Raw genomic sequence first — 24,627 nt, 5'->3', positions numbered from 1 at the left:
ACGGAGAAAAACACATGGCCGACCTGCTCAAAAAGCCCTTTGGGACCAGAGGTAAAGTGCATGACATCACTCCGGCCAGTGCCGGGTGGCGCTATGTGGGGTTTGGGCTTTACCACCTTCGGGCAGGCAATACAGTGGCCGAGGCAACGGGTGATCGCGAGGTCATTCTGGTCATGGTCGAGGGCAAGGCCCGCATCGCCGGAGCTGAGCGGGACTGGGGTGTTCTGGGCGATCGGATGAACGTTTTTGAGAAGACGCCACCGCACTGTCTTTATCTGCCGAACGGCACAGAATGGACGGCCACAGCCGAAACGGATTGCGTGATTGCGGTGTGTACAGCCCCGGGCAAGAGTGGCCACTCTGCGCGACGCATCGGCCCCGAAGGCATTACTCTGACCGAGCGCGGCAAGGGCGTAAATACGCGCTATATCAACAACATAGCGATGGAGAATGAGGACTATGCTGATAGCTTGCTGGTGACCGAAGTGTTTACGCCAAACGGGCATTGGTCATCGTATCCCAGCCATCGACACGATGAAGAAGATTTTCCGCGGATCACCTATCTGGAAGAGACCTACTACCACCGTCTGAACCCGGCGAATGGGTTCGGGATTCAGCGTGTCTATACCGATGATGGGCAGTTGGATGAGACTATGGCTGTATCCGATGGCGATGTTGTTTGCGTGCCCCGCGGTCATCACCCATGCGGCGCACCTTATGGGTTCGAGATGTATTATCTGAACGTTATGGCCGGACCGCTGCGCAAATGGCGCTTTGTTCCGGCCCCCGAAGTTGAATGGATCATGGAGCGCGACGCGTAACGCCCACGCCTACCTTTGCGCGGGCGCACCAAAGGCCCGAATGACCATGCGGGCTGCCGCCTCAACCGGGTCGTGGGTCTCTTTCAGGATCGTCACGCGGTCAAATCTGTCAGGGTCTCGGTTGACAGCCTCGCGCAGCGCGTTACCAAATGCCATGCGCAGTTCGGTACCGATATTGAACTTGCAGATCGACGTTTCCCGCGCCAACCGGCTGCGTTGTTCCACAGGCACGCCAGAGCCGCCATGAATGACCAACGGAACACTTGTCGCAGCGTCGATTTCGGCGATGCGAGTCTCGTCTAATCCGCCTTCTTTGTTCTGTTGCAGATGAACGTTTCCGACTGAGATGGCCATTGCGTCCACGCCGCTTTCACGAGCGAACTGCGCGGCCTCGTTTGGGTCTGTCCCGTTCGATCCTTCGCCGCCGGAATAGCCGACAAAGCCGATCTCACCTTCGCAGGAAATACCTGCCGCATGGGCCATTTCGGCAATGGCAGCAGTTTCGTCGATGTTTTGCTGCAGCGGCTTGCGTGACCCGTCGAACATGAGCGATGTGAACCCGCTGTCCAATGCGATCTTGCAGTCCTCGAATGTATAACCGTGATCCAGATGGGCCACGACAGGAACCGAGGCATTTTCCGCCAGGAAGCGAAACATCTTGCCCAGAACAGGCAGGGGTGTGTGTTCGCGGCAGCTTGGACCAGCCTGAAGGATCACCGGCGCATTTTCCGCCTCGGCTGCGGCTACATAGGCGCGCATATCCTCCCATCCCAGCGTAACAAGCCCGCCAACAGCGTAGCCGTTTTCGTATGCGGGGGTGAGGACGTCTTTGAGCGTGGCGAGGGTCATTTGAATTTGGCAATCATGTCTTTGATGCCTGGAATGGTCTCGACCTGATAGGCATGGGTTGGTTGAAAGTACTGAACCAGCGAACGCTGAGTCAGACCGCCCAGGATGGTGAAATAGTACATCTCGTACCCCGGCAGAACACAGCAGGGGTGGTACCCCTTGTCGATGCAGATCGTTGAGCCGTCGACGATGTGGTACGCATCGCCCGGTTCGTTATCCTCACGCTGCAACATCTGAAGGCCCGATCCCCAGTTGGGTTTGAAACGGAAATTGTAGGTCTCGTCGTGCCGCGTCTCGTCGGGCAGACGGTTCGTGTCATGCTTGTGGCTGGGGAAGCCGGACCAGCCGCCCTGACCCACGGTGAACAGTTCACTGACCAGCAGGCGACCCACTTTGTCGTGTTGTTTCTGGCCGAGGATGTGTTTGATTTTGCGATGAGTTTTCGTGTCGTCGCTGCCGTATTGCACAAGGTCGTGTTCACGCACATCGAACGGATCCAGTACCTTGTCGTACTTGGCGCCCGCTATGAAGATTTCGGTTTCATCCGACACGCAGACCAGTTGGACCTTAGCGCCGACCGGCACATAAACGCCCTCCGGGTCCCCATCCCAGACGTCTTCGCCCCGCTTGCCCAGCTTAGCGAACTGCTCGCCTTCGACATCGACATCGACACTGCCCGTGGCGGGCACGATACACGTCTCATAACCGGGCACCTGATATTCAAACGCTTCGCCCTTTTTCAGTTTGACGATGTTGAAGTAGTTCAGCGGAACCGTTGGATCATCGGCGTCGACGATCGGTTTGTTCTGATTGTCATAGGGAGCGATGTGCATGAGGGGTTCCTATGTCGTTGGGCCGGGATGGGCCGCAAGAAATGCGTCCAGTTCCGGAGTTGTTGGCATGGCTGGAGCGCAGCCGGGCTTGGACACGACGATCGAGGCACAGGCTGAGCCGCGCATAACTGCTTCTTTAGGCTCGCTTCCAGCGGCGATCGAGGCCAGCAGGCCGGCCATGAAACTGTCGCCGGCACCGTTGGGTTTGACGGCCTCTACCGGATAGATGCCGGTTTCGATTTCCTGCCCATCCACCAGAGTTACCGCGCCTTTTTCGCCCATCTTGTAGATCACGATCCGGCCCGGTTTCGCTGCCAACTCCTGGGCTTTGGCGAATCCTTTGTCGATGCCGCCTGCCATGAACCCGAATTCCTCGTCATTACCGACGATTAGATCGCTTGCTTCGCCCGCGCGCGAGAGGACTTCGGCGGCCACCTCAGGCGATGGCCAGCTGTAGGGACGGTAGTCTATGTCAAAAATTACCGGCAAACCCGCCTTGCGTGCGTTTTCGAACGCGCGAAACGTGGCGCTGCGCGAGGGTTCAGCGGCAAACACCGTTCCGGCAGATATCACGGCTGAAAATTTGCCGTAGTCGACCTTGTCCATGTCATCCTCGGTCACCTGAAAGTCGACTGCGCCGTTGCGGTAGATGACATTCTGAAATTCTTCGATCCGGCTTTCGTAAACGGCCAGAGACATGCGGTATTCACCACCGACGACGCGGATAAAGGATGCGTCTACACCGTAGTGAGCAAGTTTTTTCAGGCAGAAGCGGCCAACCGCATCATCTGAGACCGAAGTGATCAAGGATGCCTGGCTGCCCAGTTTGACCAGCCCCGCGCAGATATTTGCCGATGAACCACCCAGATCCGCGTGAAACGTGTTGGCGTCTTCGCTTTTAACACCAACGGGATCGGCATACAGGTCCATGCCCGCGCGTCCAAAGACCGCGAACCGGTTTCCTTTGATACCGTCTATCAAAGCGCTCACGTCATGTCCTCCGGCAAAAATGGGCTGGCGAGGATCGTTGGTCCTTGCGTTGAATCGATTCACACGATACTGATTTTGCAACCGGTTGCAAATACATTGTTCGGAGCCGTTGCAGATGCCTGAAATCGGAATTGGAATAATCGGCGGTGGCTATATGGGCAAAGCTCATTCAGTCGCGATGTCAGCCGTAGGCGCAGTGTTCAACACAGCGTTGCGGCCACGACTTGAGATGATTTGTGCGTCCACGCCCGAAAGCGCCGAGCGATACCGCGCGGCTTACGGCTTTCGTCGCGCGACCTCGGATTGGTCTATGCTGGTCAATGATCCGGCAGTTGATGCCGTCGTGATTGCCTCGCCTCAAACAACGCACAGACAGATTGCAGAGGCCGCATTGGCATTGGGCAAGCCTGTGTTGTGTGAAAAACCCCTCGGATCTTCTTTGGATGATGGGCGCGCAATGGTTGCCGCGGCCGAGGCAACGGGCGTCACCAATATGGTCGGGTTCAACTACGTCAGAACGCCCGCAACACAGTTTGCCCGTCAGTTGATAGCCAACGGTGAATTGGGGGACATAACCTGGTTTCGCGGCGAGCATACTGAGGACTTCTATGCCGACCCCGGCGCCCCGGCTACATGGCGGACGTCCGGAATGGCCAACGGCACGATCGGGGATCTTGCCCCACATATGATCAACGGTGCTTTGGCCCTGATCGGTCCGATTGTCGAGGTTATGGCCGAAGTGGAAACGGTTCATAGTGAACGCCCAGGCGGCACCGTTACCAATGATGACCACGCGCAAATCATGTGCCGGTTTGCCGGTGGTGCGATGGGCAATATCTATGTCAGCCGCATCGCGACGGGGCGAAAGATGGGCTATGCCTATGAAATTACAGGCACCAAAGGCGCAATCCGGTTCGATCAGGAAGATCAGAACGCCCTGTGGCTCTATCGACGCGAAGGACCAGAGGAAGAAAGGGGTTTCACTAAGATCCTGACGGGTCCGGCGCACCCCGATTATGAGCCTTTCTGTCAGGGCCCCGGTCATGGAACAGGTTATCAGGACCAGATCATCATTGAGGCCAAAGATTTTCTTGAGGCCATTCACACTGGCAAATCAATCTGGCCCACATTCCGAGATGGGCATGAGGTCAACTGCGTCCTTGCCGCGGCGCTAAAGTCGTCAGAGCAGCGGCAGTGGCAGGACGTCAGCACTGTCTGAACACAAAAACTAAGAGATCATCTAAGAGAGACGAGAACCATGGCAAAGCTGAAATGGGGCATGATTGGTGGTGGTGAAGGCAGTCAGATCGGACCCGCACACCGGTTAGGAGCGTTGGCGGATGGGATGTTTGAATTCGCTGCGGGTGCTTTGGATCACCGACCCGATGTTGGGCGGGAATATGCGCAAAGACTTGGCGTGGCGACGGATCGCGCCTATGGCGACTGGCAGGAAATGCTGGCCGGGGAAAAGGACCGTCCCGACCGGGTTGATCTGGTGACAATCGCCACTCCGAACTCCACCCACTTTGAGATTGCCAAAACGTTCCTTGAAGCCGGGTTCAATGTGCTTTGCGAAAAGCCAATGACAATGACCGTGGAAGAGGGCCAAGAGATCGTTCGCGTCGCAGAGGCCTCGGGCAAGATTTGTGCCGTGAACTATTGCTATTCCGCTTATCCGATGGTGCGCCAGGCGCGCGCGATGGTTCGCGCCGGGGATATTGGCAAGGTTCGCCTGGTTGTGACGAATTTCAGCCATGGCCACCATGGCGACGCGACTGACGCCGATAACCCTCGGGTGCGGTGGCGCTATGATCCAGCGATGGCCGGCGTGTCTGGCCAGTTCGCAGATTGCGGTATCCATGCGCTGCACATGGCCAGCTTCATCAGTGACGATGAAGTCAAAACCTTGTCTGCAGATATGGCGTCTACGATTTCAAGCCGCGAACTTGAGGACGACGCCATGGTCAATTTCCGGACCGAAGGCGGTGCTGTCGGGCGGTTGTGGACCTCATCGGTGGCAATTGGGCGTCAGCACGGGTTTGACATTCAGGTCTTTGGCGAAACCGGAGGTCTTCGCTGGACGTCCGAGCAGCCCAATCAGTTGATCTATACGCCTGTCGGTGGCCGCACGCAGATCATCGAAAAAGGCGAGGGCGGTCTTCACGACGACGCGCAGCGATTGTCCCGTGTGGCGATTGCCCATCCCGAAGGGTTCCCGCTGGCCGTGGCCAACATCTATTGGGATCTTGCCGACGCTATTCGCGGAGAGGCCCGTGATGGTCTGCCGACACCTGCCGACGGGGTGCGGTCGATCGCGGCTGTGCATGCCGCAGTGGCGTCGGCGAAAAATAACGGGGCATGGACGGACGCGCGCCCGCCGATGTTTCGCTGATCAGGGTCGGGGCCGCAATGTGCCCCGCTCGATCACACGGCAGGGGAAAATACGGGCCTCGGGGTAACGCTCGGGGTCTTTCAGCATCTCTTCCACCAGATCGACGGATGCGGTAATGATTTGTTTGATCGGCTGATGAATCGTCGTCAGGTCCACGCTTTCCCAGCGCGACATTTCCATGTCGTTCAGGCCGATGATGCCGATGTCTTTGCCCGGTTTCAGCCCGTGATCGGACAATGCGGACAGGGCACCTATGGACAGAATATCGTCGCCGCAAAAGTACCCTTCTGCAGGGCCTTCCGCCAGTTGCTGAAGCATTTCTTCTCGCCCGGCTTCAAATGAATAGGCGCCTGCGAAGCAATGCGTCACTTCGAGTTCCGGGTGCTTTTCAACTTCTTCCATGAAGCCGCGATACCGATCCATCGCCGATGTCGCATCTTTCGGGCCGCCCAGATAGCCGATACGACGATACCCCCGCGACGACAGCTCGCGCGCGGCCATGCGTCCGCATTCAACGTTGTCTATGCCTACAACATGCACCTCAGTTGACGTCGCAGATCGACCGAAAGTGTGCACTACCGGAACACCTGCATCGTGGAACGCCTTGGCAAAGCTGGGGGGCAAGGTTGATGAGGCGACGATGGCAGCATCCACAGAATACTGCCGCAGCATTCGGACCGAATTTGTCGGCTCGGTTTCGTCGGTCAGGTTCACGATCAGCGGACGCAGGCCGCGTTCCTGCAAAGCGCGAGTGAACTGGTCAAAGACCTCAAGAAAAATGGGGTTGTGGAAGTTGTTAGAAATCAAACCGATCAACTTGGTGCGTCCGGTTGTCAGCGAAGAAGCCAACGCGTTTGGGCTGTACCCCAGTTCAGCTGCAGCCTTCTCCACCTTGCTACGTGTCTTTGGTGATACGGACGCGCCTTCGGTAAAGGTCCGCGATACGGCAGAGCGAGATACACCGGCCAGTGCGGCCACTTCTTTGAGGGTCACACTCATAGCTGGCACCGATGGGTTCGGGGATGGCTTTCAGTCAAATTCATGGGAAAATACTACGCCCTATTGCGTCGGATTTGCAATCGGTTGCAAGGTTTTGCTGAAAAGACGTTGGGTTCCTTGCAAAGGAGCATCAAAAATCTCAAGCCCTCCGACTTGGATGCTATCTGCAAGTCCAAGCGTTGTATCGAAGGTGGTAACAGCAAGCGCATCGCACTTAAAGACCCTGACATTGCGTGGCCAGCAACCTGAGAATACCCCTTTCCCGACCTCATTGAAGCAGTGACCATTCAAGACGGTTATCTCCGCACACTTCAGCCTGAGCGCGCATTGCACCGCCTTTGGTGGGAATAGTGACGACTGTGCCTTCTTTGACTGGCGACAAGGGTGTTGTCGTCCATCGCAGTCTTTGTTCCGGGGTAACATGCTTAAGTGGGCGCTGCAGACTGGGATCTTCGTAAAAAACGGGGCGGTGGGGCGCATAAACGTTCAGGGAAGTCATCTTGTAGGCGGTGAACACATCAAACGGCTTACTCCGTTTTATGGCCGCCCGCATGGAATACCGCCACGCATCCAGACCTGCTGGTGACACATAGAGAATAGCTATTGCACCGGCCATAGAATGCAGCCTCAGCCAATTACTGTTCTCAATCGAAGCGAGTGCAAGGTTGTAATGCGCGCGGTGGCTGAAACGTTGAACATAGCGACGTGTCCAGGGAAAGCAGCCGAAGGGCGAAACCCCCAAATAAACGACGTCCGCATCTTTTGGAATTTCAGGAATGGTCAGGTCTTCGGTCAACGCGGAGACATCGTCCTCCAGAACCAATGCCGGGAACGTTTTGAGTGACTCAAGCGCTGCAAGGTGGGCGCGGGCGCAGTTTAAGGCATGGCTTTGTCCGGCGCTGCCTTCTGAAAATGAAAAACTGATGCCGTGCTTGTTCATCAAGTTGGTCATATGAAGCCGTCTGCTATTGTTATCGGGTAAATTGATGACCCGGCTGTCTGCGACGATTGCGCTCAACTTTTTCATTTTGGTGTCCGTCAGCTGCGCCACGCAATTCGCGCAGCCCATGAATGATCGTGGATCGGGGGTTTCAAGATGCTTGAGCATCGGCGCCGTTGCAATCGTTGCGTTTGCCTATTCCGGACATGGGACATGGACCTAGATCCGCCTGACAACGACTGTCAGGCAAGAGACAAAGTTGTGCTGTTCTTGCATAGCTCGGACGCCTGCCAAAACAGAACGTCCTCAAAATCCTGAAGTGCCTGAGATTTCTCCTGCGTCGCGGGGTACAACAAACCAAAGGTCATCCAACGCTCTGGTGCGATCGGAACTAGGGCCAAACGTTCTTTTGTTTCCTGTGCTGCGACCAACTCGTCAGCAATGGTTATACCGGCGCCTTCCGCGACAAGCGAGCAGGCAAGCTGGGACGCCGCGACTTCGCAGGTATGTCTGGGATTGACGCCCGCAGACCGGAAGATGTCATCAAGCTGTTCGCGCAATAAAAGGCCGTTCATCAGCCGAATGACCGGCTCGCGGGCAAGATCAGTGGCGGTTACCGACTTGCGATCAGACAATGCATGCGCAACAGGCAAAACGGCCTGCGCCCGGACTCGCAGCAGAGGTTTTGTCCTGACGCCCGGATGCTCGACCGGCAATGCCCCGATGCCGATGTCATATTCACGTCCGGCAAGCCATTTGCTGGCCTCTCGCCGCGCCCGGATGTCCAGGGTTACGTTTGTATCAGGGTGGGCTTGCAAAAACATCGCAAGTGCAGGCGCCGAAATTGCCCGTGCGATACGCGGCATCGTGACCACGCGCAGTGTTTCCGTACGTCCGGCTTTAATCTCTGCAGCGATGCGGGGCACTTCATCAAGGTTGTCCAGGATACGCCCGGCTTCGCGGTAGAATGCCAACCCTTCGCGTGTCGGAGTCAAGTTGCGGCCGCTGCGGTCAAACAGGATCAGGCCCAATTCTGCCTCAAGCCCGGAAATCAGTCGGCTGATTGCAGGCTGACTCAGGTGCAGAATTTCAGATGCAGCAACCAGCGTTCCTTCGGAAAGGGTGGCACGAAAGGCGCGAAGGGCTTTGATATTCATCAGGTGGACTCTTTACTAATTTGCAAGATAAGATAACATCTTTGCATTTTTATTAACACTGAATTTTAGCTAATTTTGATCGCATCTTAGGGAGGATGCTATGAAGCGTAGAACAATTCTCACTGCTGTTCTGGGGGCAGTAACCGTGGCTGCAACAGCAACAGCAAGTTTCGCAGCCGACTGGCCGAAGCGCCCGATCAACCTGGTTGTTCCTTACAAAGCTGGCGGCGGTACAGACGCTTATGCCCGCGCTATTTCGGCAGCAGCCGAAGGCATTCTGGACGTTCCAGTAGTCGTCGTGAACAAACCCGGTTCGGGCGGTCTGAATGGTGCGAACTCGGTCGTGGGTGCACGCCCTGACGGCTATACATTGATGATGACTTCGGGCGGTTCGTTCCTGTTGTCGACAATGACACGTGACACCGAAATCGATGCGCTGGACAGCTTTGAGTTTGTTGCTCAGGTCGGTCAGCTGCAAACGTCGCTGATGGTGCCACTGAACAGCCCGTTCGAGTCTGTTCAGGACGTGATCGACGCGGCCAAAGCCAACCCCGGTCAACTGCGTTGGGCCCATTCGGGTCGCGGAGGCTTCCACCACGTTGGCGGCATGGGCTTCCTGGCCAGTAATGATATCGAAGCTCAGGATGTACCGTTCAAAGGTGGCGGACCGACCCGTGCTGCACTGATCGGTGAACAAGCGGACTTTGGTTTCCTGGGTGTTCAGCAGCTCGCAGGATTTGAAGAGCAGCTTCGCGCCCTCGCAGTTAACAGCCAAGAACGTGATGGCATCATGAAAGACGTGCCTGCGTTTGGCGAACTGGGCATTCCGTTTGCCGCTGTATCTTCGCCAGTGCTCGTGTTCGCCCCGAAGGGCACACCGACCGAGGTTGTTGCCGCGATGGAAACTGCGCTGGAGCAGATCGCCGCGAAACCTGAATTTGCCGAACTGCTGGCCTCGCGCGGAACAGGCCCGGTCTATCAGAATGGTGCGGACGCAAAAACAACGCTGTCCGCCATGAAAGAGGACGCCGCTCCCCTGGTCGAAAGTCTGACCAACTAAAGTCCTCGGGGCCGGGTGGATATTCTTCCCCCGGCCTTTTTGTACCTAACGCAATCAGGGAGGAACGATATGCGCGCCTATGCAGAAGGCCTTGTGCTTGCCCTTATTTCCATCGTTGCCATTTGGGGCGCCTGGCAAGTGCCAGCAGCTTCACCGGGGGATACCTGGGCTGGTATCGTACCATTTTCAGCATCCATCGCACTGCTGTTTCTGTCCGGCCTGTTACTGTTAGGCGCCGTCCGTCAACCGGCTGGCGATACCGGTCAGGAACAGGATAACGGCGCAACCCTGCAGATCATTGGTCTGTTCATCATCGCCCTGATCTATCAGCAGTCATTCCGCTGGTTTGGCTATCTTTTGCCAACGGCGATCGCTGCGCCGGTTGTTTTGTACTTCTTCGGAGTTCGAAGCTGGATCGGTCTGGCGGTTGCCGTCGTTCTGTGCCCGTTGATCTTCCACCTCATCTTTTTTGTGCTGCTTGGTGTGTACCCGCCTTATGGCGAGGTCTTTGACCTGCTCAGCTGGATACAGGGGTAAATCGTCATGGAAATTTTTCCCGCACTTCTTTCGGTCATAACCGACCCCAGTTTGCTGTTTGCCATCGTGCTGGCCGCAGCTGTGGGCATGGTCGTTGGGGCCACGCCCGGTCTGACCGCATCGGCAGCGATTGCCATGCTGCTGCCCATCACCTTTTACATGTCACCACTATTCGCGCTCGCCTTCCTGTATGTGATCGGTAAGTCCGGTCGCTATGGCGGCTCGATCGCGGCAATTTTGTTCAACACGCCGGGCACTGCAGCCAGTGCCGCGACACAGATTGACGGTTATCCCCTTGCACGCGCCGGCCAGGCTGGCAAGGCGATGAAGGTCGCGACCATATCATCAGTCATCGGTGACCTCATGGGGGATATCCTGCTGGTCGTTGGTGTCGGTTTCATTGCGGCTATCGCCCTAAAGCTTGGCCCGCCCGAAACCTTTGCAATCTACTTTGCAGCCTTCGTGGTCATCGGTTCGGTCATCGGCAGCTCAATCGTCAAAGGATTAGCATCTGCCCTGATGGGTATTTTGATCGCTATGGTCGGATTGGACCCAATCTCAAGCGAAGAGCGCTATACCTTTGGCTCGTTTGACTTGTCCAACGGGATTGGCCTTGTACCCCTGATGATCGGTGTATTCGTTTTGGGCGAGGTTTTTGCCCAATTGGAAACGCGCCGCAAAGCAACCGGTGAAACCAAACAAAATAAAAGCACGGAAGACGGCAACAGCCTGACATGGGAAGAGTATAAACCTTGCTTGCCTCATGCGTTCCGTGGAGGCTTCATCGGTGCAGGTATCGGTGTGCTCCCAGGTTTGGGTTCGGCTATTGCGGCCTTCATTTCGTACGGTGAAGGCAAACGCCGCGCCAAAAATCCCGAGAAGTGGGGCAAGGGCGCGCTGGAAGGTGTCGCAGCACCCGAAGCTGCAAACAACGCGGTGTCCGGTCCGTCGATGGCCCCGCTGCTGACGCTGGGCATCCCGGGGTCTACGATTGGTGCGATCCTTTTGGGTGTTTTCCTGATCCACGGCATCCAGGTAGGACCAACCCTGTTCCTGACCGACAAGGAGCTGGTCTACAAACTGTTCGCCTGCGGGATGCTGGGCATCGTGGCCTATGGTCTGATCGGTTACTTCGGCGCCACTCAGGTTGCGCGAATTATCCTGAAGATCCCGACCAATGTCCTGTACCCGCTGATCTTCCTGACCGCGTTTGTCGCAGCTTACTCTGCACGTGGATCAATGTTTGACGTCACGGTCATGACCTGTGCGGGCTTTGCTGGCTGGCTGATGCGGAAATACGACTTCAACGTAGCGGCATTTGTCATTTCGTTCGTGCTGGCCAAAGGTGCTGAAGAGACATTCCGTCAGTCGTTGTTGATGTCGGATGGTGGCGCCCTGATCTTCGTTGAACGTCCAATCGCTTTGGCCTTTCTGGTCATTGGCGCAGGGGCAATTGCCTTCCGCGTCCGTGGGATCATGAAAGAGCGCAAGATCGCAAAGGGAGCGTTGGAAGATGCTTGAGCACTCCCTTTACCGCGACTGCTTTTCCAGCGCCGATATGCGGTCCGTCTGGTCGGAACACGCCACGATCTCGGCCTGGTTGAAGGTTGAACAGACGCTGGCCCGTCACCAGGCGCTAGAAAACCAGATCCCGCAAGAGGCTGCAGATGCATTGGATGCGGTGTCAGTTTGCAATCTGGACACCGAGCGGTTGCACGAAGACATGATGCTTGTCGGGCGCCCGATCGTTGGTCTTGTCGAACAATTGCGAAGGCAGGTCGGTGAGCACGCGACACAGGTGCACTACAGGGCGACAACGCAGGACATTATGGACACCGCTCTGGCCCTTAAAATGAAGATCGGTCTGGAGCACATCCAGACCGGGCTGCAAAGACTGACCACCGCTATTGAGCAACACATCGATCAGCTTGGTGATACTATCATGATCGGTCGCACGAATGGACAGCATGCCTTGCCTATTCGGGCTGAAACCAAACTGACCGTCTGGAAAGTTGAACTGCAGCGGCGTGCACAAGCGTTGGAAGAAGCAGGCGTTCGCGGACTGAATGTCCAGATGGGTGGCCCTGTTGGGGATCTGCGCGGATACGAAAACGGGACCGGACATCGCATAAAGGAAGGCGTGGCAGCCACTTTGGGTCTGAATGTAGTTGAACCCCATTGGCAAAATGCCCGTGACGGGCTTGCCGATGTTGTAACTGCGCTGGGAGGGCTGTGTGCGACGCTGTGCAAAATCTCGCATAATGTCAATCTGTTGTCTTCATCGGATATTTCCGAATGGTCCGAGGTGCATGAAGCCGGTAAAGGCGCGTCTTCGGCCATGGCGCACAAACAGAACCAGCGCGCGTCAGAATTCGGAGAGGCCGTCGCCCGGCTTGGACGACAGCGGGCCGAGCAAATCGGCGAATTCACCACCCATCAACATGAACGGTCGGGTGGTATGTGGATTGGCGAATGGATCGTTATTCCCGAGACGTTTTTGCTGACTTCAGGCGCTTTGTCATGGGTCGAAACTATTTTTGCGAACCTGGTTGTGGATTCTGAATCCATGGCCCGCAAGGTTTCAGACTTTGAGTATAGCACGGCTGGGAAAACGCACTGAAGTGAAAAGACTGGTCATATCACCGCTCGTTTCTCGAGCGGTGATTGACGATGCGGGATAAGATCACCGGGTCCTGCGCCTGAACTGCGGTTTTCGCTTTTTCAGAAAGGCATTCATGCCTTCTTGTTGGGCCGGCAATCCATAAAGCGCGTGATACATCTGCCGCTCGAACCGCGCACACGATTCAAGTGTGCTCTGGTCGGCTATGTTTACGCAGGTGCGCGCCATACCGATAATATCATCAGCGTAATCTGCAATGGTTTCGGCCACCTCTCGCGCGGTGTCCGATAAGGTATCCAGCGACTGACCAGACCCATCTGCAAGGCCTCTGACGCGTCAATCATGCGCCCGGTCAAGATCATGTCCATAGCTCTGGCACGACCGATTAACCGCGTAAGCCTTTGCGTGCCACCAATGCCGGGAATGCAGCCGATTTTGAATTTGGGTTGGCCGAATTTGGCAGTGTCCGAGGCCAGAATGACGTCACACATCAGAGCAACTTCACATCCGCCGCCAGGGGCGTGGCCACTAACCGCTGCAACCTTAGGCAGACTCAGTCCCGCAAACTTGTCCCATTCGGCGAAGTAATCGCTCGCCTGCATTGTCGCGTAGGTCTGTACCGCAAGCTCACTGATATCTGCGCCGGCGGCAAAGGCCCGGTCATTGCCTGTCAGGATCAGGCACCCGATGCCGGGGTCTTTGTCGAATTCGGTGGCGGCGGTCAGCACCTCGTGCATGAGTTGTGTGTTCAATGCGTTCGGTCGATCACGCCGATTGAGGCGGATCGTTGCAACCCGCGCGTGTGGACATGACCCCAGGTAACGTTCTGGAAACCTTGGTCGATCCAAAGAATGTGGAACAGGTCGGAAAAGGCAAGCTTCGCCTATTGTCCCAAGCCTTTCTTCATTCTGCGGGCAGCGCTGAACAAGTGGCGGCCTACGAGGCGGCGCTGTCTGCACATTTGGCAGTGGCAACACAGAACCTGCTGGCAGAACCGGATGCCCCACACAATTTTGACCGTGCTGTGCGGTATTCTCATCTGTCGTCTGAATCGATTGAAGAGTTGCGTCAATTCTCGTCAGACCGGGCGCAAGCGCTGCTGCAAGAGGTCAATTTCCTGGCCCGCGAGCTGCAGGATAAAGACAGTGATGGCGATCACAGCGGTCGGTTTGCAATGGGCGCTTTTGTCCTGCCTTCGCCGCAGAAAGCGCAAAGTAGAAACCCGAAAGAGGATGAGTAAGTATGGGTGTGTTTCTTCGTGTGCTCGCGGTGTTTTTCATGGTGTCTTGGCTGCCTGTCTCGATATAGACCGAAGACAAAGTTGAAACGGATCGAGAAGGTGGCATTATCGGCACCGGTATCGTGGGCACGATCACCCATCTGGGCAGCATCCATGTAAATGGGCATCAGGCGCGGTTGTCGGGCACGTATCTGGGACCTGACCTTCAGGCCCGAACAGTGATCGGGGCAAGTGTTGTCAGTGGGCTTGAACCGCAGCATCTGTCGCCGGGTCATCTTGTCCGAGTCGTCGGGCAGCCAACACGCGACGGGATCAGGGCCGAGCGTCTGGAAGCCGGGCCGTTCGCCGGTGCCGTTGGCGTTGTTCAGGTCCAGGGCTATTACTCGGAACCCCAGCCCGACGGGCTGTATACGGTGCCGGGAAGTGGCTGGATTGCCTATAGCGATCAGCCCGAGATCATAGACCCGAACACCCTTGTTATCCGCTGCGGCGGTGGCGGCGGGCTGGTAAATGCAGGCAGCACAGGAGCTTTTTTGCTCAGCTGGGATGTTGAAAAGTGAAATTTGGTATTTAGCGTTCGTGCGATGCGTTTGATCCGGGAGGGTTTAGCTGTGCTCTCAATCTAATCACAGGGTCTGATCCGTGTGGATCAGGCCGGAGTTTTGAAAGCACGAGAGCGTTTCAGAAATGAAACGCGAGGTGACTTGCCCCAAAAGCAAAGTTGAACTTATCGTCGCAGGTAGGATAAGCGCCCTGCGGGCAGCGCAGGGTAAAACTCTGGGAAAGCAAGTTTTCGAGAAGGCATACCAGATGTCTGAAAACACCCCAACGCGCGACGTCGTACTTAGCCAGGCGCAATCCGACAAATATTGGGAGGATGGGTTTCTTTTTCCGCTGACCATCTTTTCCGAAAAGGAGGCCGCCGAAACCCGCGCTGAGCTTGAGCGGATCGAGCAGGAGTGGCTTGACGCGGATCTGCCCTTGCCGTTGAACACCTATAAACGGGTCAACGCACATCTAGTAATGCCGCTTGCGGCGCGTGTCGCGACGGATCCCCGCGTTTTGGATGTGGTTGAGGGTGTATTGGGTCCGGATATTTTGGTCTGGTCAGCTGAATTCTTTATCAAAGAGCCACGCACAGCTCATACCGTAGGCATGCATCAGGATCTAACCTATTGGGGAATGGGCGAAACTCCGGATCAGATCACTGCGTGGATCGCCTTGTCTCCGGCAACGGTTGAAAGTGGATGTATGGATTTTGTGCGTGCCAGTCACAAGAAACCGATCCTTCCTCATAAGGATACGTATTCAGACACCAATCTTCTGTCGCGCGGCCAAGAGGTTGCTGTGGATGTCGCTGAGGAAGATAAAACCCACATCGAACTGGCACCGGGGCAAATATCGCTGCATCATGGGCTGACGATCCACGGATCTGGTCCCAATCAATCCGATGACCGGCGCATTGGTCTTGCGATCCGATATCTCAACCCGAATGCCAAACAACTGGTGGCAGAACGCGACTATGCAATGCTGGCGCGCGGTCAGGATGGCCAAAACAACTTCGTTCATGTCCAGCCTCCAACCGAGTTGTTTTCTGCGGACGCGTTGGCGCTGTATGAAAAGGTTCGCAACGATCAAAGCAAAGCTCTGGCGGAAGGCGCAAAGGGATCCGTGCCGTTATATGCGTCGTCCTGAAACGCTTGCGCCAATGGTATCCAACGTCTGTGAAATCAAAGCCTGACGGCGGCGTAGGGTTGCATTCAGGGGTATATTGCTGTTTCTGAAACTGCAAAAGCAAATCAGATACTCTCGGATCTCGGCTATGACAAAAACGGCATTGGTGACTGGTATTACGGGGCAGGATGGATCTTATCTTGCCGAGCTTTTGCTGGAAAAAGGGTATGAAGTCCACGGGATTAAGCGCCGTGCGTCTTCGTTTAACACGCAGCGTATTGATCACATTTATCAGGACCCGCATGTGCCAAATCCGCGCCTGCACCTGCATTATGGTGACCTGAGTGATACCTCGAACCTGACACGCATCATTCAGGAGGTTCAGCCGGACGAGGTTTACAACCTTGGTGCCCAGTCCCATGTGGCGGTCAGTTTTGAATCGCCGGAATACACCGCTGATGTGGACGCGATTGGTACCTTGCGTCTGCTAGAGGCGATCCGGTTTCTGGGTCTTGAGAAAAAGACACGCTTTTATCAGGCGTCCACGTCTGAACTGTACGGATTGGTCCAAGAATCGCCGCAGCGCGAGACAACGCCGTTTTATCCGCGTTCCCCTTACGCGGTGGCCAAGCTGTATTCCTATTGGATTACAGTGAACTACCGCGAAGCGTATGGCATGTATGCCTGCAACGGTATCCTATTCAATCATGAAAGCCCACGCCGGGGCGAAACCTTTGTGACGCGCAAGATCACCCGTGGTCTCTCCAACATTGCACAAGGTCTGGAAAGCTGCCTGTATATGGGCAACATCGACAGCCTGCGCGACTGGGGGCACGCCAAGGATTACGTCCGGATGCAATGGTTGATGCTGCAACAGGACGCCCCCGAGGATTTCGTTATCGCAACGGGTGTACAGTATTCAGTGCGGCAATTCATCGAATGGTCCGCCGCTGAACTGGGCGTGACGCTTGAATTCTCAGGCACAGGCGTCGATGAAATCGCCACAGTCAAATCCTTCGAAGGCGATAGTGCACCTGCATTGAAAACTGGTGACGTGATCATGCGCATCGACCCGCAATATTTCCGCCCGGCCGAAGTGGAAACATTGCTTGGCGATCCTTCGAACGCCAAAAACAAACTGGGATGGGAGCCGGAACTGACCGTTCAGCAGATGTGCGTTGAAATGATCACCGAGGACCTGAAGACAGCCAAACGGCATGCCTTGCTAAAACAGCATGGTTACGAATTACCGGTCACGCTCGAAAATGGCTGAGGCGGGGGGCATGCGCAAGATCTACGTCGCCGGGCATCGCGGCATGGTCGGCGGCGCAATCCTGCGTTGCTTGCAAGACCGTCAGGCATCAGGTGAGGCGCTGGAACTTGTAACACGGACCCGTGCGGAACTTGATCTGACCAATCAAGCCGCTGTCGCCGATTTCATGCAGGCCGAGCGCCCAGACGTTGTCATTCTAGCGGCGGCTAAAGTCGGCGGTATCCATGCCAACAACACCTACCCGGCTGATTTCATTTACAAAAACCTGATGATTGAGTGCAACGTGATCCATCAGGCGTTTGCCGCGGGGGTCAAAAACCTGCTGCAGTTGGGCAGTTCCTGCATCTATCCGCGCGCTGTGCCGCAGCCAATGCGCGAAGATGCCCTGCTGACAGGTGTGCTAGAGCCGACAAACGAACCCTATGCCGTGGCAAAGATTGCCGGAATCAAGCTGTGTGAAAGCTACAATCGGCAGTACGGCGTCGACTATCGTTCCGTGATGCCGACAAACCTGTACGGACCAGGCGATAGTTTTCACCCAGAAAACAGTCACGTCCTACCCGCCCTGATCCGCCGATTTCACGAGGCACGCCGGGATGATCTGGAAGAAGTTGTCATCTGGGGCACAGGTAAGCCCCGGCGCGAGTTTCTGCATGTTGACGACATGGCTGAGGCGTCTTTGTTCGTAATGGACCTGCGCCGTGCTGCATATGAGGCAAATACCCAACCCATGCTGAGCCATATCAACGTGGGATGTGGTGAAGATATCTCAATCGCGGAACTGGCAGCGATGATTGCAAAGATCACCGGGTTCACTGGGCGGATTACGCAAGACGTCAGCAAGCCGGACGGTACCATGCGAAAGCTGATGGACGTTTCCCGGCTGGCCGACATGGGATGGCGCGCGACTATCAGGATCGAAGACGGTATTCGCGAAACCTATGCCTGGTTTCTGGAACAACCCGAGGCAGAACTTCGCGCGAAGTGACCGCCCGGACACAGATCCGGGTAGTCTGGCGGATCAGAACCAGCGGCCAATTGCTATGGCCGTTGGAGGTAAAGCCGTCGCGTCAGAAGCAGACGAAAGAACTTTGTACACGACCTGAGTATCGGACGGTTCATCAAAGCCCATGAACCTGTTGATCGCGCCCCCACTGCCGCTGATTACCGGGTTGGTGCCAGTAGCAAAGGCAGCCGGGAAAACCCATGTTGCAGACGAGCTCGCATACAGTGCACCTTCGGTGTTTGTGCTGGTCGTTGCATCCAGTGAAGCGGTGCAAATCTGGGTACCATCAGCAAACCGGACGAAATCACCACTCGGTGTGGCTCCTCTTTCAATCACAGCGCCGGTTGGGGTTCCGCCGCTTTGCGTGACCGCCCCCAAAAGATTTCCGGGCCCATAGCCATAGTCAGCCCGCATCAGACGGCCCGCAGTTGTATCTTCCGCGCTGTTTTGCACGGCCGTGCCAGAGGCCACCCCGGACGTTGGATCAAAGCTCAGCGCTTCGGACCAATTATTCCCATCCGGCGAGACCTTGATGGAAAAGCCTGTGCTACCGGACAGACCCATTTCCGCATGTCCGGTCCAGTTGGATTGAAACAAAAGGGATGCGGTCTCACCCGCATTTGCCTTATTGATCTTCAGTTGATGCCCGGCACCCTCGTGGCTTAGCAAGGTTGCCGGCGCGCGCACTGACAGACGATTGGTCGTGTCGTGCCCGGTGGCAATTCCGACGCCTGGCAGGTTCTGCGTCGTGGTCGGGGGTTCGACCCATGCCGACCCGTCCCAAATTGTCTGACGATTATTCTCCCGGTCCCACGCGCGCCAGCCCGATTTGGGCGCTATGAAATGCCAGCCATTGTCTAACCAAGCTGCAAGTTCTCCCGCATGATCCGACCAATCGCCGGAGGGCGTCGACCCAAGGGCATAAAGCTCACCCTGCGCCGGAACTGCGGGCGGGGTTGAGGCATTAGTAGACTCAATGCAAAGCTGGACGACCAGATCAAGGCGTCTCAGGGCTTCATTATGTGTGACGTGCTTTTGCGCTCGCGACGGTTGCAGGAATGGCAGGTTCAATCTGGGCGAGTTTTGGGACAAAGGGCATTCTCCGTTGGTTGTCGGATCGACAATTGCGTTGCGCGCCAGACTGCCTCGCCTCACATGAACCCCGCCTGACCGGGACGAACGCTCGGTTAATGTCGTACCAATATTTTGCCTAAGCGAAGGGCTTTCCAATCACCCCAGGGCCTTTGATCCACACCGAAAGAAAAGGGCAAACTGCAATGCCTGCAGTTTGCCCTTAATTCGATACCGTTTGCCTCGTTTTCGAGGCCACAACCCCTGGTTACTGGGCTGCCTGACCCGTGGCGACAACGTCGTGCAGGTATTTCTGCAAATCCTCTCGAAGGTCATCGCGCGCCAGTGCAAACGCGACGGTTGCCTGCAGGAAGCCCGCTTTGGACCCGCAGTCAAACCGCTGGCCGTCGAATTTGTATCCGAAGACCGGGACACCGTTTCTGATATCTTCGGCGATTGCGTCCGTCAGTTGAATCTCGCCGCCACTGCCCAATTTGTTCTGGTTAAGGTTGTACAGAACCGATGGGCGCAGAATGTAACGACCGATTACCGCCAGATTGGACGGTGCTTCCTCGGGTTTCGGTTTCTCGACCATGCCGCGCGCGCGCACCGATGTTCCGATGTTATCGCCCACATCCAAAACGCCGTAGGAGCTTGTCTTTTCCGGGGGAACTTCCATGGTGGCAACCATATTGCCGCCGGTTTCTTCATAGGCTTCTATCATCTGCTGCAAGCAGGGCTTTTCCCCTGCGATGACGTCGTCGGGCAGCATGACCGCAAATGGTTCGTCTCCAATCAGGCGGCGTGCGCACCACACGGCGTGACCCAAGCCCAAAGCTTTGTGTTGCCGGATATAGGCGATAGCCCCGCTTTCCATGTTGGTCGCATTTAGCGTTTCCAACAGGTCGTCTTTGCCTTTTTCCTTAAGCGTTTGTTCAAGGATTTGGTTGTGGTCAAAATAGTCCTCAAGCGCTGACTTTCCGCGGGACGTTACAAAAATGAATTCGGTAATCCCGGCCGCCCGAGCTTCGTCGATTGCGTATTGAACCAGCGGGCGATCGACCAGGGTCATAATTTCCTTAGGTACCGATTTTGTCGCGGGCAGAAAACGAGTACCAAGACCCGCAACTGGGAAAATCGCCTTTGTAACCTTACGTGCCATGCTACCTCTCAGCAAAAAGTCTTGTCCGTACTAAAGTGCTTTGTTGACGCCACTTCATATTGCGCGCGGTGAGAACAATCAACGTAAATAGGCAATGCCGGTCAACTCGGAGAAATCGTGCCACCATTAAAATCGGAAGTCAAAATGCTCTGCTCATGCTGGCTGAAACTTAACCTTTGAAGTTGTCGATTCTGGGGCAAAGTAGGTGAATTTGCACGTATTGGGCGCAATGAGGAAACAAAAGTGAGTCGCCGAAACACCCAAAAATAGAACCTGCCCCGAAGGCAATTACTTGCTTCGGGGCAGGCTGGTTTATGCCTTTGCCATGATCGCCTCAAGCGGGTCGTGCTCGGCCACAAAATGATTGGGCTTCACTTCACTCAACAGAGGAACATAGTCATTTTCACCAGCCGCCAAACGACTTGGGAGGAAACGCAACGCGGCTTTCGGATCCATCGGTGAGGGCAGCTCGCCCGGCAGTTTCAGGCGTGTGCGACTGCGCTCTACGTCTGGGTCCGGAATTGGCACGGCCGAGATCAGCGATTTCGTGTAGGGGTGGATCGGATCAGAACAGATCACTTCTCCGTCACCCAATTCCACGATCCGGCCCAGATACAACACCATGATCCGGTTCGATACCGCTCGTACGACCGAGAGGTCGTGGCTGATAAAGATCATCGACAGACCGAACTCTTGCTGCAACTCGCGAAGCAACTCCACGATCTGGGCCTGAATCGATACGTCCAGCGCCGACACAGCTTCGTCGCAGATGATCAGCTTGGGTTTGTTGATCATCGCTCGCGCAATGCCGACGCGCTGGTTCTGACCGCCCGAAAGCTCGTGCGGGTAGCGGTTGATCATGTTGGCCTTCAGGCCGACCCGTTCCATCATTTCGGCGACCAGCTTCTTGCGCTCCCGCTCAGTCAGGTCATGGCGATAGGTCTTCAGCGGTTCCGCAATTGAGGCCGAGATGGTCATACGCGGATCAAGGCTGGCCAGTGGATCCTGGAACACGATCTGCAAGTCCTTGCGGTACTTGTTCAACTCGGCCCTTCTAAGTCCGACAATGGGATGACCCAGCCAACTGACATTTCCCGCACTGGGTTCGATCAACTGCAGGACGGCCCGTGCCAGAGTGGACTTTCCGCAACCAGACTCGCCCACAACTCCCAATGTTTCGCCCTTGCGGATGTCAAAACTGACACCATCGACGGCTTTCAAAGGTACTTTATGCCCGAACAAACCGCCCGAGACGTGGATTGGGAAGTGCACTTTGACGTCGTCGACTTTCAGCAGCGGCTCATCGACTTTTTCCAGCGCCTTGGGTGCGTCACCGGCGTCGATGCGTGGCATCGCGGCCAGCAAAGTCTTGGTGTAGTCGTGTTTAGGCGCCCGGAAGATTTCACGAGTCTCGCCGGCCTCAACGAATTGACCCAGCCGCATGACCTGAACGCGGTCGCACATTCGGGCCACGACACCCATGTCATGTGTAATCAGCGCAATCGCGGTGCCTTCGTCCTTTTGCAGGCGTACCATCAGGTCCAGAATGTCTGCCTGAACGGTCACATCCAGCGCCGTTGTCGGTTCATCCGCGATCAACAGCTTTGGATTACACAGCATAGACATTGCAATCATGACCCGCTGCCGCATACCGCCCGACAGCTCATGTGGATACTGATCCAAACGCCGTTTAGCCTCAGGGATGCGAACACGGTTCAGCCATTCCAGGCAACGTGCCCGAGCGGCCGATCCTTGCAGCCCCTCGTGAACCTGTAGAACTTCGCGCATCTGCTGACCGATCCGCAGGTGCGGGGTCAGGGCGGTCAGGGGATCCTGAAAGATCATGCCGACATCGTCGCCACGGATCTGGTTCAGCTTGTTGACCGGCAGGTTCAGAATTTCCTGACCGTTCAGCATGGCGGAACCGGTTGCCTGCCCGGCAGGTGGCAGCAGGCCCATCGCGGCCATGAATGTCTGGCTTTTGCCGGACCCACTTTCGCCCACGATGCCCAGGCATTCGCCTGGATTGATGTCAAAACTGATGCCTTTGACGGCCTCTACAACGCCGTCGGCGGTGTTGAACTGGACGCTCAGGTCTTTTACGGAAAACAGGCTCATATCAGCGATCCTTCGGGTCCAGAGCGTCGCGCAAGCCATCACCTATGAAGAACATGGTGATGATGATTGCGACGTAGAATGTCAGTGGGAACAACAACTGCCACAGCGTGCCATAGCCCATCGTCCCGGCCCCTTCGGCGATCAATCGACCCAGAGAGGTATAGGGTTCGGAAATCCCAAGGCCGAGGAACGAGATGAAACTTTCGGTCAGGATCATTTCAGGCACCAGAAGCGAAGCATACACAATCACCACGCCAAGAAGGTTGGGCAGGATATGGCGATACATGATGGTGAATTCGCTGACCCCAGCCGCACGTGCGGCCTCGATAAACTCTCGGTTCTTCAGGGTCAGGGTTTGCCCCCGGACAATTCGTGCCATCGTCAGCCAACCAACCGCACCAAGTGCGATGAACAGCATGACGAATGATCGACCCGCGACAACCAGCAACAGGATGATGACCAGAGTTGCCGGAATGGCCAGCAGGATATCGACGAAGCGCATCATCACACCATCGGTGCGGCCACCGATATACCCTGCGGCAATACCGTAACATGTACCGACGATCAAAGCGGTCGCGGCACCGATCAGACCCACCAGCAGCGATGTCGTCGTCGCCTGAATGATGCGGCTGTATAGATCGCGCCCCAGATCGTCGACGCCGAAGAAATGTCCAGTCTCTGCGGACGGCATTCCCATGCCGCGTGCGTCGCCCATGACGTTCCAGTCGATTTCCTCGTTGCTCCAAACGGCAAAGTAGGGGCCAATGATCGTGAACAAAACGATCATAGCCAGAATGAACAGACTCGCCATGGCAGCCTTGTTGCGAACAAAACGCATCCGTGCGTCCTGCCAAAGTGAACGCCCCTGAATGACCGTGTAATCGGTGATATCTTCGGCCAGGTGGGCGGCTTTTTGTGATTTACCAAGCATTGCCAGCCCCTCAGTAACGGATTTTCGGATCGAACCAGGCATAGGCCAGGTCGGTCAGCAGGTTTACGAGAACGGTCAGGACGCCATACAGGATCGTGACCCCTAACAGCACGGCATAGTCGCGCGACAGCGCGGACCCCACATAGGCCTGCCCCAATCCACCGGTCGAAAAATAGATGTCCACAAAGACCGAACCGGTCAGAACGTAGACGAAAACCGGACCCAGATAAGACACGACGGGCAGCAAGGTTGGTTTCAGTGCATGGCGCCAGATCACGGTTCTTGTCGGCAGACCTTTGGCGCGGGCCGTGCGGATAAAGTTCGAGTTCAGAACTTCCAACATCGATGACCGCGTGATCCGCGCAATGGACCCCATGTATGAGGTTGCAAGCGCGATAACGGGCATGATCAGGTACGGCCACTGGCCGCCATTCCAGCCACCGCCCGGCAGCCATCCCAGCCACAAGGTGAAGGTCAGGATCAGGATCGGACCCATGATGAAGTTCGGCAGCGCCTGCGCTGCAATACCCAGGCCAACAGCGAAATAGTCGATCCAGCTGTTGTGCTTGATCGCCGCGGCAATCCCCAGCGCGACTCCGACGGTTGTTGCCACCAAGAAGGAAAGCGAACCGTAGGTCAGCGAGATCGGGAAACCCTGCGCGATGATGTCATTCACGTCCCGGTCCTTGAACTTAAAGGACGGGCCGAAATCAAAATGCACAACGATGTTGTACAGATAGTCCCACAGCTGTTTCCACAGCGGTTGGTCCAAACCGTACCGCGCCTCGATATTGGCCAGCACAGCGGGTGGCAGTGGCCGTTCCGAGGTGAATGGTCCACCTGGCGCGAAGTGCATCAGAAAGAAACTTGCAACGATCAGCAAAAGGATCGTTGGGACGGCGATCAGCAATCGCCGGACGATATAGGCAAGCATTTCATGCCCCCATTATTGGC

24 protein-coding genes and 1 pseudogene are annotated in these 24,627 nt (G+C 56.1%); 13 read left to right on the top strand and 12 right to left on the bottom strand.

Annotated elements, in window-relative coordinates; translation table 11 throughout:
• Positions 1-14: 14 nt before the first annotated feature.
• Complete coding sequence (iolB, locus tag RUA4292_RS08580; protein WP_058277229.1) at positions 15-821, top strand: 5-deoxy-glucuronate isomerase; 807 nt, start codon at positions 15-17, stop codon at positions 819-821.
• A gap of 9 nt (positions 822-830) precedes the next feature.
• On the opposite strand, the gene RUA4292_RS08575 is transcribed toward iolB, so the two are convergent.
• From RUA4292_RS08575 to iolC, 3 genes are read right to left on the bottom strand one after another with little or no spacing between them, the layout of a single operon-like run.
• Positions 831-1,670, bottom strand: a complete 840-nt coding sequence (locus RUA4292_RS08575; protein ID WP_058277228.1) for a class II fructose-bisphosphate aldolase — start codon at positions 1,668-1,670, stop codon at positions 831-833.
• Positions 1,667-2,503 (bottom strand): 5-deoxy-glucuronate isomerase, encoded by an 837-nt coding sequence (locus RUA4292_RS08570; RefSeq protein ID WP_058277227.1) that lies wholly within the window; start codon positions 2,501-2,503, stop codon positions 1,667-1,669. The genes RUA4292_RS08575 and RUA4292_RS08570 overlap by 4 nt, the downstream gene beginning before the upstream one ends.
• A gap of 9 nt (positions 2,504-2,512) precedes the next feature.
• Entirely contained in the window at positions 2,513-3,493 is a 981-nt protein-coding gene (gene iolC / locus RUA4292_RS08565; protein WP_145974902.1) for a 5-dehydro-2-deoxygluconokinase, read from the bottom strand.
• A 115-nt stretch (positions 3,494-3,608) separates the two neighbouring features.
• Here iolC and RUA4292_RS08560 point away from each other — a divergent pair, with 115 nt between their 5' ends.
• Together RUA4292_RS08560 and RUA4292_RS08555 are read left to right on the top strand one after the other, a co-directional pair.
• Positions 3,609-4,712 carry a Gfo/Idh/MocA family protein gene (locus RUA4292_RS08560; RefSeq protein WP_058277226.1) on the top strand — a complete coding sequence of 368 codons (1,104 nt, stop codon included), beginning with the start codon at positions 3,609-3,611 and terminating at the stop codon, positions 4,710-4,712.
• 39 nt (positions 4,713-4,751) lie between these two features.
• Positions 4,752-5,885, top strand: a complete 1,134-nt coding sequence (locus RUA4292_RS08555) for a Gfo/Idh/MocA family protein (RefSeq protein WP_058277225.1) — start codon at positions 4,752-4,754, stop codon at positions 5,883-5,885.
• Here the strand turns inward: RUA4292_RS08555 and RUA4292_RS08550 are convergent, their stop codons facing one another.
• A complete protein-coding gene (locus RUA4292_RS08550; RefSeq protein ID WP_058277224.1) occupies positions 5,886-6,884 on the bottom strand; it encodes a LacI family DNA-binding transcriptional regulator in 999 nt (332 codons plus the stop codon).
• Between the two features lie 42 nt (positions 6,885-6,926).
• Here RUA4292_RS08550 and RUA4292_RS24750 point away from each other — a divergent pair, with 42 nt between their 5' ends.
• On the top strand, positions 6,927-7,133 hold the full coding sequence (locus RUA4292_RS24750; protein ID WP_058277223.1) for a hypothetical protein: 207 nt from the start codon (positions 6,927-6,929) through the stop codon (positions 7,131-7,133).
• Between the two features lie 19 nt (positions 7,134-7,152).
• On the opposite strand, the gene RUA4292_RS08540 is transcribed toward RUA4292_RS24750, so the two are convergent.
• Positions 7,153-7,992, bottom strand: coding sequence for a glycosyltransferase family protein (locus RUA4292_RS08540; RefSeq protein WP_058277222.1), 840 nt, complete (start codon positions 7,990-7,992; stop codon positions 7,153-7,155).
• 74 nt (positions 7,993-8,066) lie between these two features.
• Entirely contained in the window at positions 8,067-8,981 is a 915-nt protein-coding gene (locus tag RUA4292_RS08535; protein ID WP_058277221.1) for a LysR family transcriptional regulator, read from the bottom strand.
• A gap of 100 nt (positions 8,982-9,081) precedes the next feature.
• Between RUA4292_RS08535 and RUA4292_RS08530 the strand changes: the two genes are divergently transcribed.
• The 4 genes from RUA4292_RS08530 to RUA4292_RS08515 all read left to right on the top strand — a co-directional run bounded on the left by RUA4292_RS08530 (position 9,082) and on the right by RUA4292_RS08515 (position 13,198).
• Positions 9,082-10,041, top strand: coding sequence for a tripartite tricarboxylate transporter substrate binding protein (locus RUA4292_RS08530; protein WP_058277220.1), 960 nt, complete (start codon positions 9,082-9,084; stop codon positions 10,039-10,041).
• A 69-nt stretch (positions 10,042-10,110) separates the two neighbouring features.
• Positions 10,111-10,578 carry a tripartite tricarboxylate transporter TctB family protein gene (locus tag RUA4292_RS08525; RefSeq protein WP_058277219.1) on the top strand — a complete coding sequence of 156 codons (468 nt, stop codon included), beginning with the start codon at positions 10,111-10,113 and terminating at the stop codon, positions 10,576-10,578.
• 6 nt (positions 10,579-10,584) lie between these two features.
• A complete protein-coding gene (locus tag RUA4292_RS08520; RefSeq protein ID WP_058277218.1) occupies positions 10,585-12,099 on the top strand; it encodes a tripartite tricarboxylate transporter permease in 1,515 nt (504 codons plus the stop codon).
• Entirely contained in the window at positions 12,092-13,198 is a 1,107-nt protein-coding gene (locus RUA4292_RS08515) for a lyase family protein (RefSeq protein ID WP_058277217.1), read from the top strand. Before RUA4292_RS08520 ends, RUA4292_RS08515 begins: the two co-directional genes overlap by 8 nt.
• Before the next feature lie 63 nt (positions 13,199-13,261).
• Here RUA4292_RS08515 and RUA4292_RS08510 read toward each other — a convergent pair.
• Positions 13,262-13,950: pseudogene (locus RUA4292_RS08510) on the bottom strand (enoyl-CoA hydratase-related protein).
• A 56-nt stretch (positions 13,951-14,006) separates the two neighbouring features.
• Between RUA4292_RS08510 and RUA4292_RS08505 the strand changes: the two are divergent.
• From RUA4292_RS08505 to fcl, 5 genes are all read left to right on the top strand, one after another.
• Entirely contained in the window at positions 14,007-14,438 is a 432-nt protein-coding gene (locus tag RUA4292_RS08505) for a hypothetical protein (RefSeq protein WP_158506989.1), read from the top strand.
• A 122-nt stretch (positions 14,439-14,560) separates the two neighbouring features.
• Entirely contained in the window at positions 14,561-14,998 is a 438-nt protein-coding gene (locus RUA4292_RS08500; protein ID WP_058277215.1) for a hypothetical protein, read from the top strand.
• 250 nt (positions 14,999-15,248) lie between these two features.
• Positions 15,249-16,133, top strand: coding sequence for a phytanoyl-CoA dioxygenase family protein (locus tag RUA4292_RS08495; RefSeq protein WP_058277251.1), 885 nt, complete (start codon positions 15,249-15,251; stop codon positions 16,131-16,133).
• A 127-nt stretch (positions 16,134-16,260) separates the two neighbouring features.
• Positions 16,261-17,385 carry a GDP-mannose 4,6-dehydratase gene (gene gmd, locus RUA4292_RS08490; protein ID WP_058277214.1) on the top strand — a complete coding sequence of 375 codons (1,125 nt, stop codon included), beginning with the start codon at positions 16,261-16,263 and terminating at the stop codon, positions 17,383-17,385.
• Positions 17,386-17,395: 10 nt separating this feature from the next.
• Positions 17,396-18,373 carry a GDP-L-fucose synthase gene (gene fcl / locus RUA4292_RS08485; protein ID WP_058277250.1) on the top strand — a complete coding sequence of 326 codons (978 nt, stop codon included), beginning with the start codon at positions 17,396-17,398 and terminating at the stop codon, positions 18,371-18,373.
• 33 nt (positions 18,374-18,406) lie between these two features.
• Here fcl and RUA4292_RS08480 read toward each other — a convergent pair whose 3' ends face one another.
• The 5 genes from RUA4292_RS08480 to oppB form a co-directional block, all read right to left on the bottom strand.
• Positions 18,407-19,546: a DUF2793 domain-containing protein gene (locus RUA4292_RS08480; protein WP_233493390.1), complete on the bottom strand. Its 1,140-nt coding sequence runs from the start codon at positions 19,544-19,546 to the stop codon at positions 18,407-18,409.
• A gap of 184 nt (positions 19,547-19,730) precedes the next feature.
• A complete protein-coding gene (gene galU / locus RUA4292_RS08475; protein WP_058277213.1) occupies positions 19,731-20,624 on the bottom strand; it encodes a UTP--glucose-1-phosphate uridylyltransferase GalU in 894 nt (297 codons plus the stop codon).
• 312 nt (positions 20,625-20,936) lie between these two features.
• On the bottom strand, positions 20,937-22,742 hold the full coding sequence (locus RUA4292_RS08470; protein WP_058277212.1) for an ABC transporter ATP-binding protein: 1,806 nt from the start codon (positions 22,740-22,742) through the stop codon (positions 20,937-20,939).
• A 1-nt stretch (position 22,743) separates the two neighbouring features.
• The gene (locus RUA4292_RS08465) at positions 22,744-23,673 is read right to left on the bottom strand and encodes an ABC transporter permease subunit (RefSeq protein WP_058277211.1); all 930 of its coding nucleotides are present in this window, start codon (positions 23,671-23,673) and stop codon (positions 22,744-22,746) included.
• Positions 23,674-23,683: 10 nt separating this feature from the next.
• The gene (gene oppB, locus RUA4292_RS08460; protein WP_058277210.1) at positions 23,684-24,607 is read right to left on the bottom strand and encodes an oligopeptide ABC transporter permease OppB; all 924 of its coding nucleotides are present in this window, start codon (positions 24,605-24,607) and stop codon (positions 23,684-23,686) included.
• Positions 24,608-24,627: the final 20 nt, after the last annotated feature.

It is taken from the genome of Ruegeria atlantica, from assembly GCF_001458195.1.
Classification (GTDB): Bacteria; Pseudomonadota; Alphaproteobacteria; order Rhodobacterales; family Rhodobacteraceae; genus Ruegeria; species Ruegeria atlantica.
This window is presented reverse-complemented; position numbering and strand designations above follow the sequence as displayed.

Coding starts and splice junctions, on each gene's coding strand:
- iolB (WP_058277229.1), top strand. CDS start 15: ATGGCCGACCTGCTCAAAAAGCCCTTTGGGACCAGAGGTAAAGTGCAT.
- RUA4292_RS08575 (WP_058277228.1), bottom strand. CDS start 1,670: ATGACCCTCGCCACGCTCAAAGACGTCCTCACCCCCGCATACGAAAAC.
- RUA4292_RS08570 (WP_058277227.1), bottom strand. CDS start 2,503: ATGCACATCGCTCCCTATGACAATCAGAACAAACCGATCGTCGACGCC.
- RUA4292_RS08560 (WP_058277226.1), top strand. CDS start 3,609: ATGCCTGAAATCGGAATTGGAATAATCGGCGGTGGCTATATGGGCAAA.
- RUA4292_RS08555 (WP_058277225.1), top strand. CDS start 4,752: ATGGCAAAGCTGAAATGGGGCATGATTGGTGGTGGTGAAGGCAGTCAG.
- RUA4292_RS08550 (WP_058277224.1), bottom strand. CDS start 6,884: ATGAGTGTGACCCTCAAAGAAGTGGCCGCACTGGCCGGTGTATCTCGC.
- RUA4292_RS24750 (WP_058277223.1), top strand. CDS start 6,927: ATGGGAAAATACTACGCCCTATTGCGTCGGATTTGCAATCGGTTGCAA.
- RUA4292_RS08540 (WP_058277222.1), bottom strand. CDS start 7,992: ATGCTCAAGCATCTTGAAACCCCCGATCCACGATCATTCATGGGCTGC.
- RUA4292_RS08535 (WP_058277221.1), bottom strand. CDS start 8,981: ATGAATATCAAAGCCCTTCGCGCCTTTCGTGCCACCCTTTCCGAAGGA.
- RUA4292_RS08530 (WP_058277220.1), top strand. CDS start 9,082: ATGAAGCGTAGAACAATTCTCACTGCTGTTCTGGGGGCAGTAACCGTG.
- RUA4292_RS08525 (WP_058277219.1), top strand. CDS start 10,111: ATGCGCGCCTATGCAGAAGGCCTTGTGCTTGCCCTTATTTCCATCGTT.
- RUA4292_RS08520 (WP_058277218.1), top strand. CDS start 10,585: ATGGAAATTTTTCCCGCACTTCTTTCGGTCATAACCGACCCCAGTTTG.
- RUA4292_RS08515 (WP_058277217.1), top strand. CDS start 12,092: ATGCTTGAGCACTCCCTTTACCGCGACTGCTTTTCCAGCGCCGATATG.
- RUA4292_RS08505 (WP_158506989.1), top strand. CDS start 14,007: ATGACCCCAGGTAACGTTCTGGAAACCTTGGTCGATCCAAAGAATGTG.
- RUA4292_RS08495 (WP_058277251.1), top strand. CDS start 15,249: ATGTCTGAAAACACCCCAACGCGCGACGTCGTACTTAGCCAGGCGCAA.
- gmd (WP_058277214.1), top strand. CDS start 16,261: ATGACAAAAACGGCATTGGTGACTGGTATTACGGGGCAGGATGGATCT.
- fcl (WP_058277250.1), top strand. CDS start 17,396: ATGCGCAAGATCTACGTCGCCGGGCATCGCGGCATGGTCGGCGGCGCA.
- galU (WP_058277213.1), bottom strand. CDS start 20,624: ATGGCACGTAAGGTTACAAAGGCGATTTTCCCAGTTGCGGGTCTTGGT.
- RUA4292_RS08470 (WP_058277212.1), bottom strand. CDS start 22,742: ATGAGCCTGTTTTCCGTAAAAGACCTGAGCGTCCAGTTCAACACCGCC.
- RUA4292_RS08465 (WP_058277211.1), bottom strand. CDS start 23,673: ATGCTTGGTAAATCACAAAAAGCCGCCCACCTGGCCGAAGATATCACC.
- oppB (WP_058277210.1), bottom strand. CDS start 24,607: ATGCTTGCCTATATCGTCCGGCGATTGCTGATCGCCGTCCCAACGATC.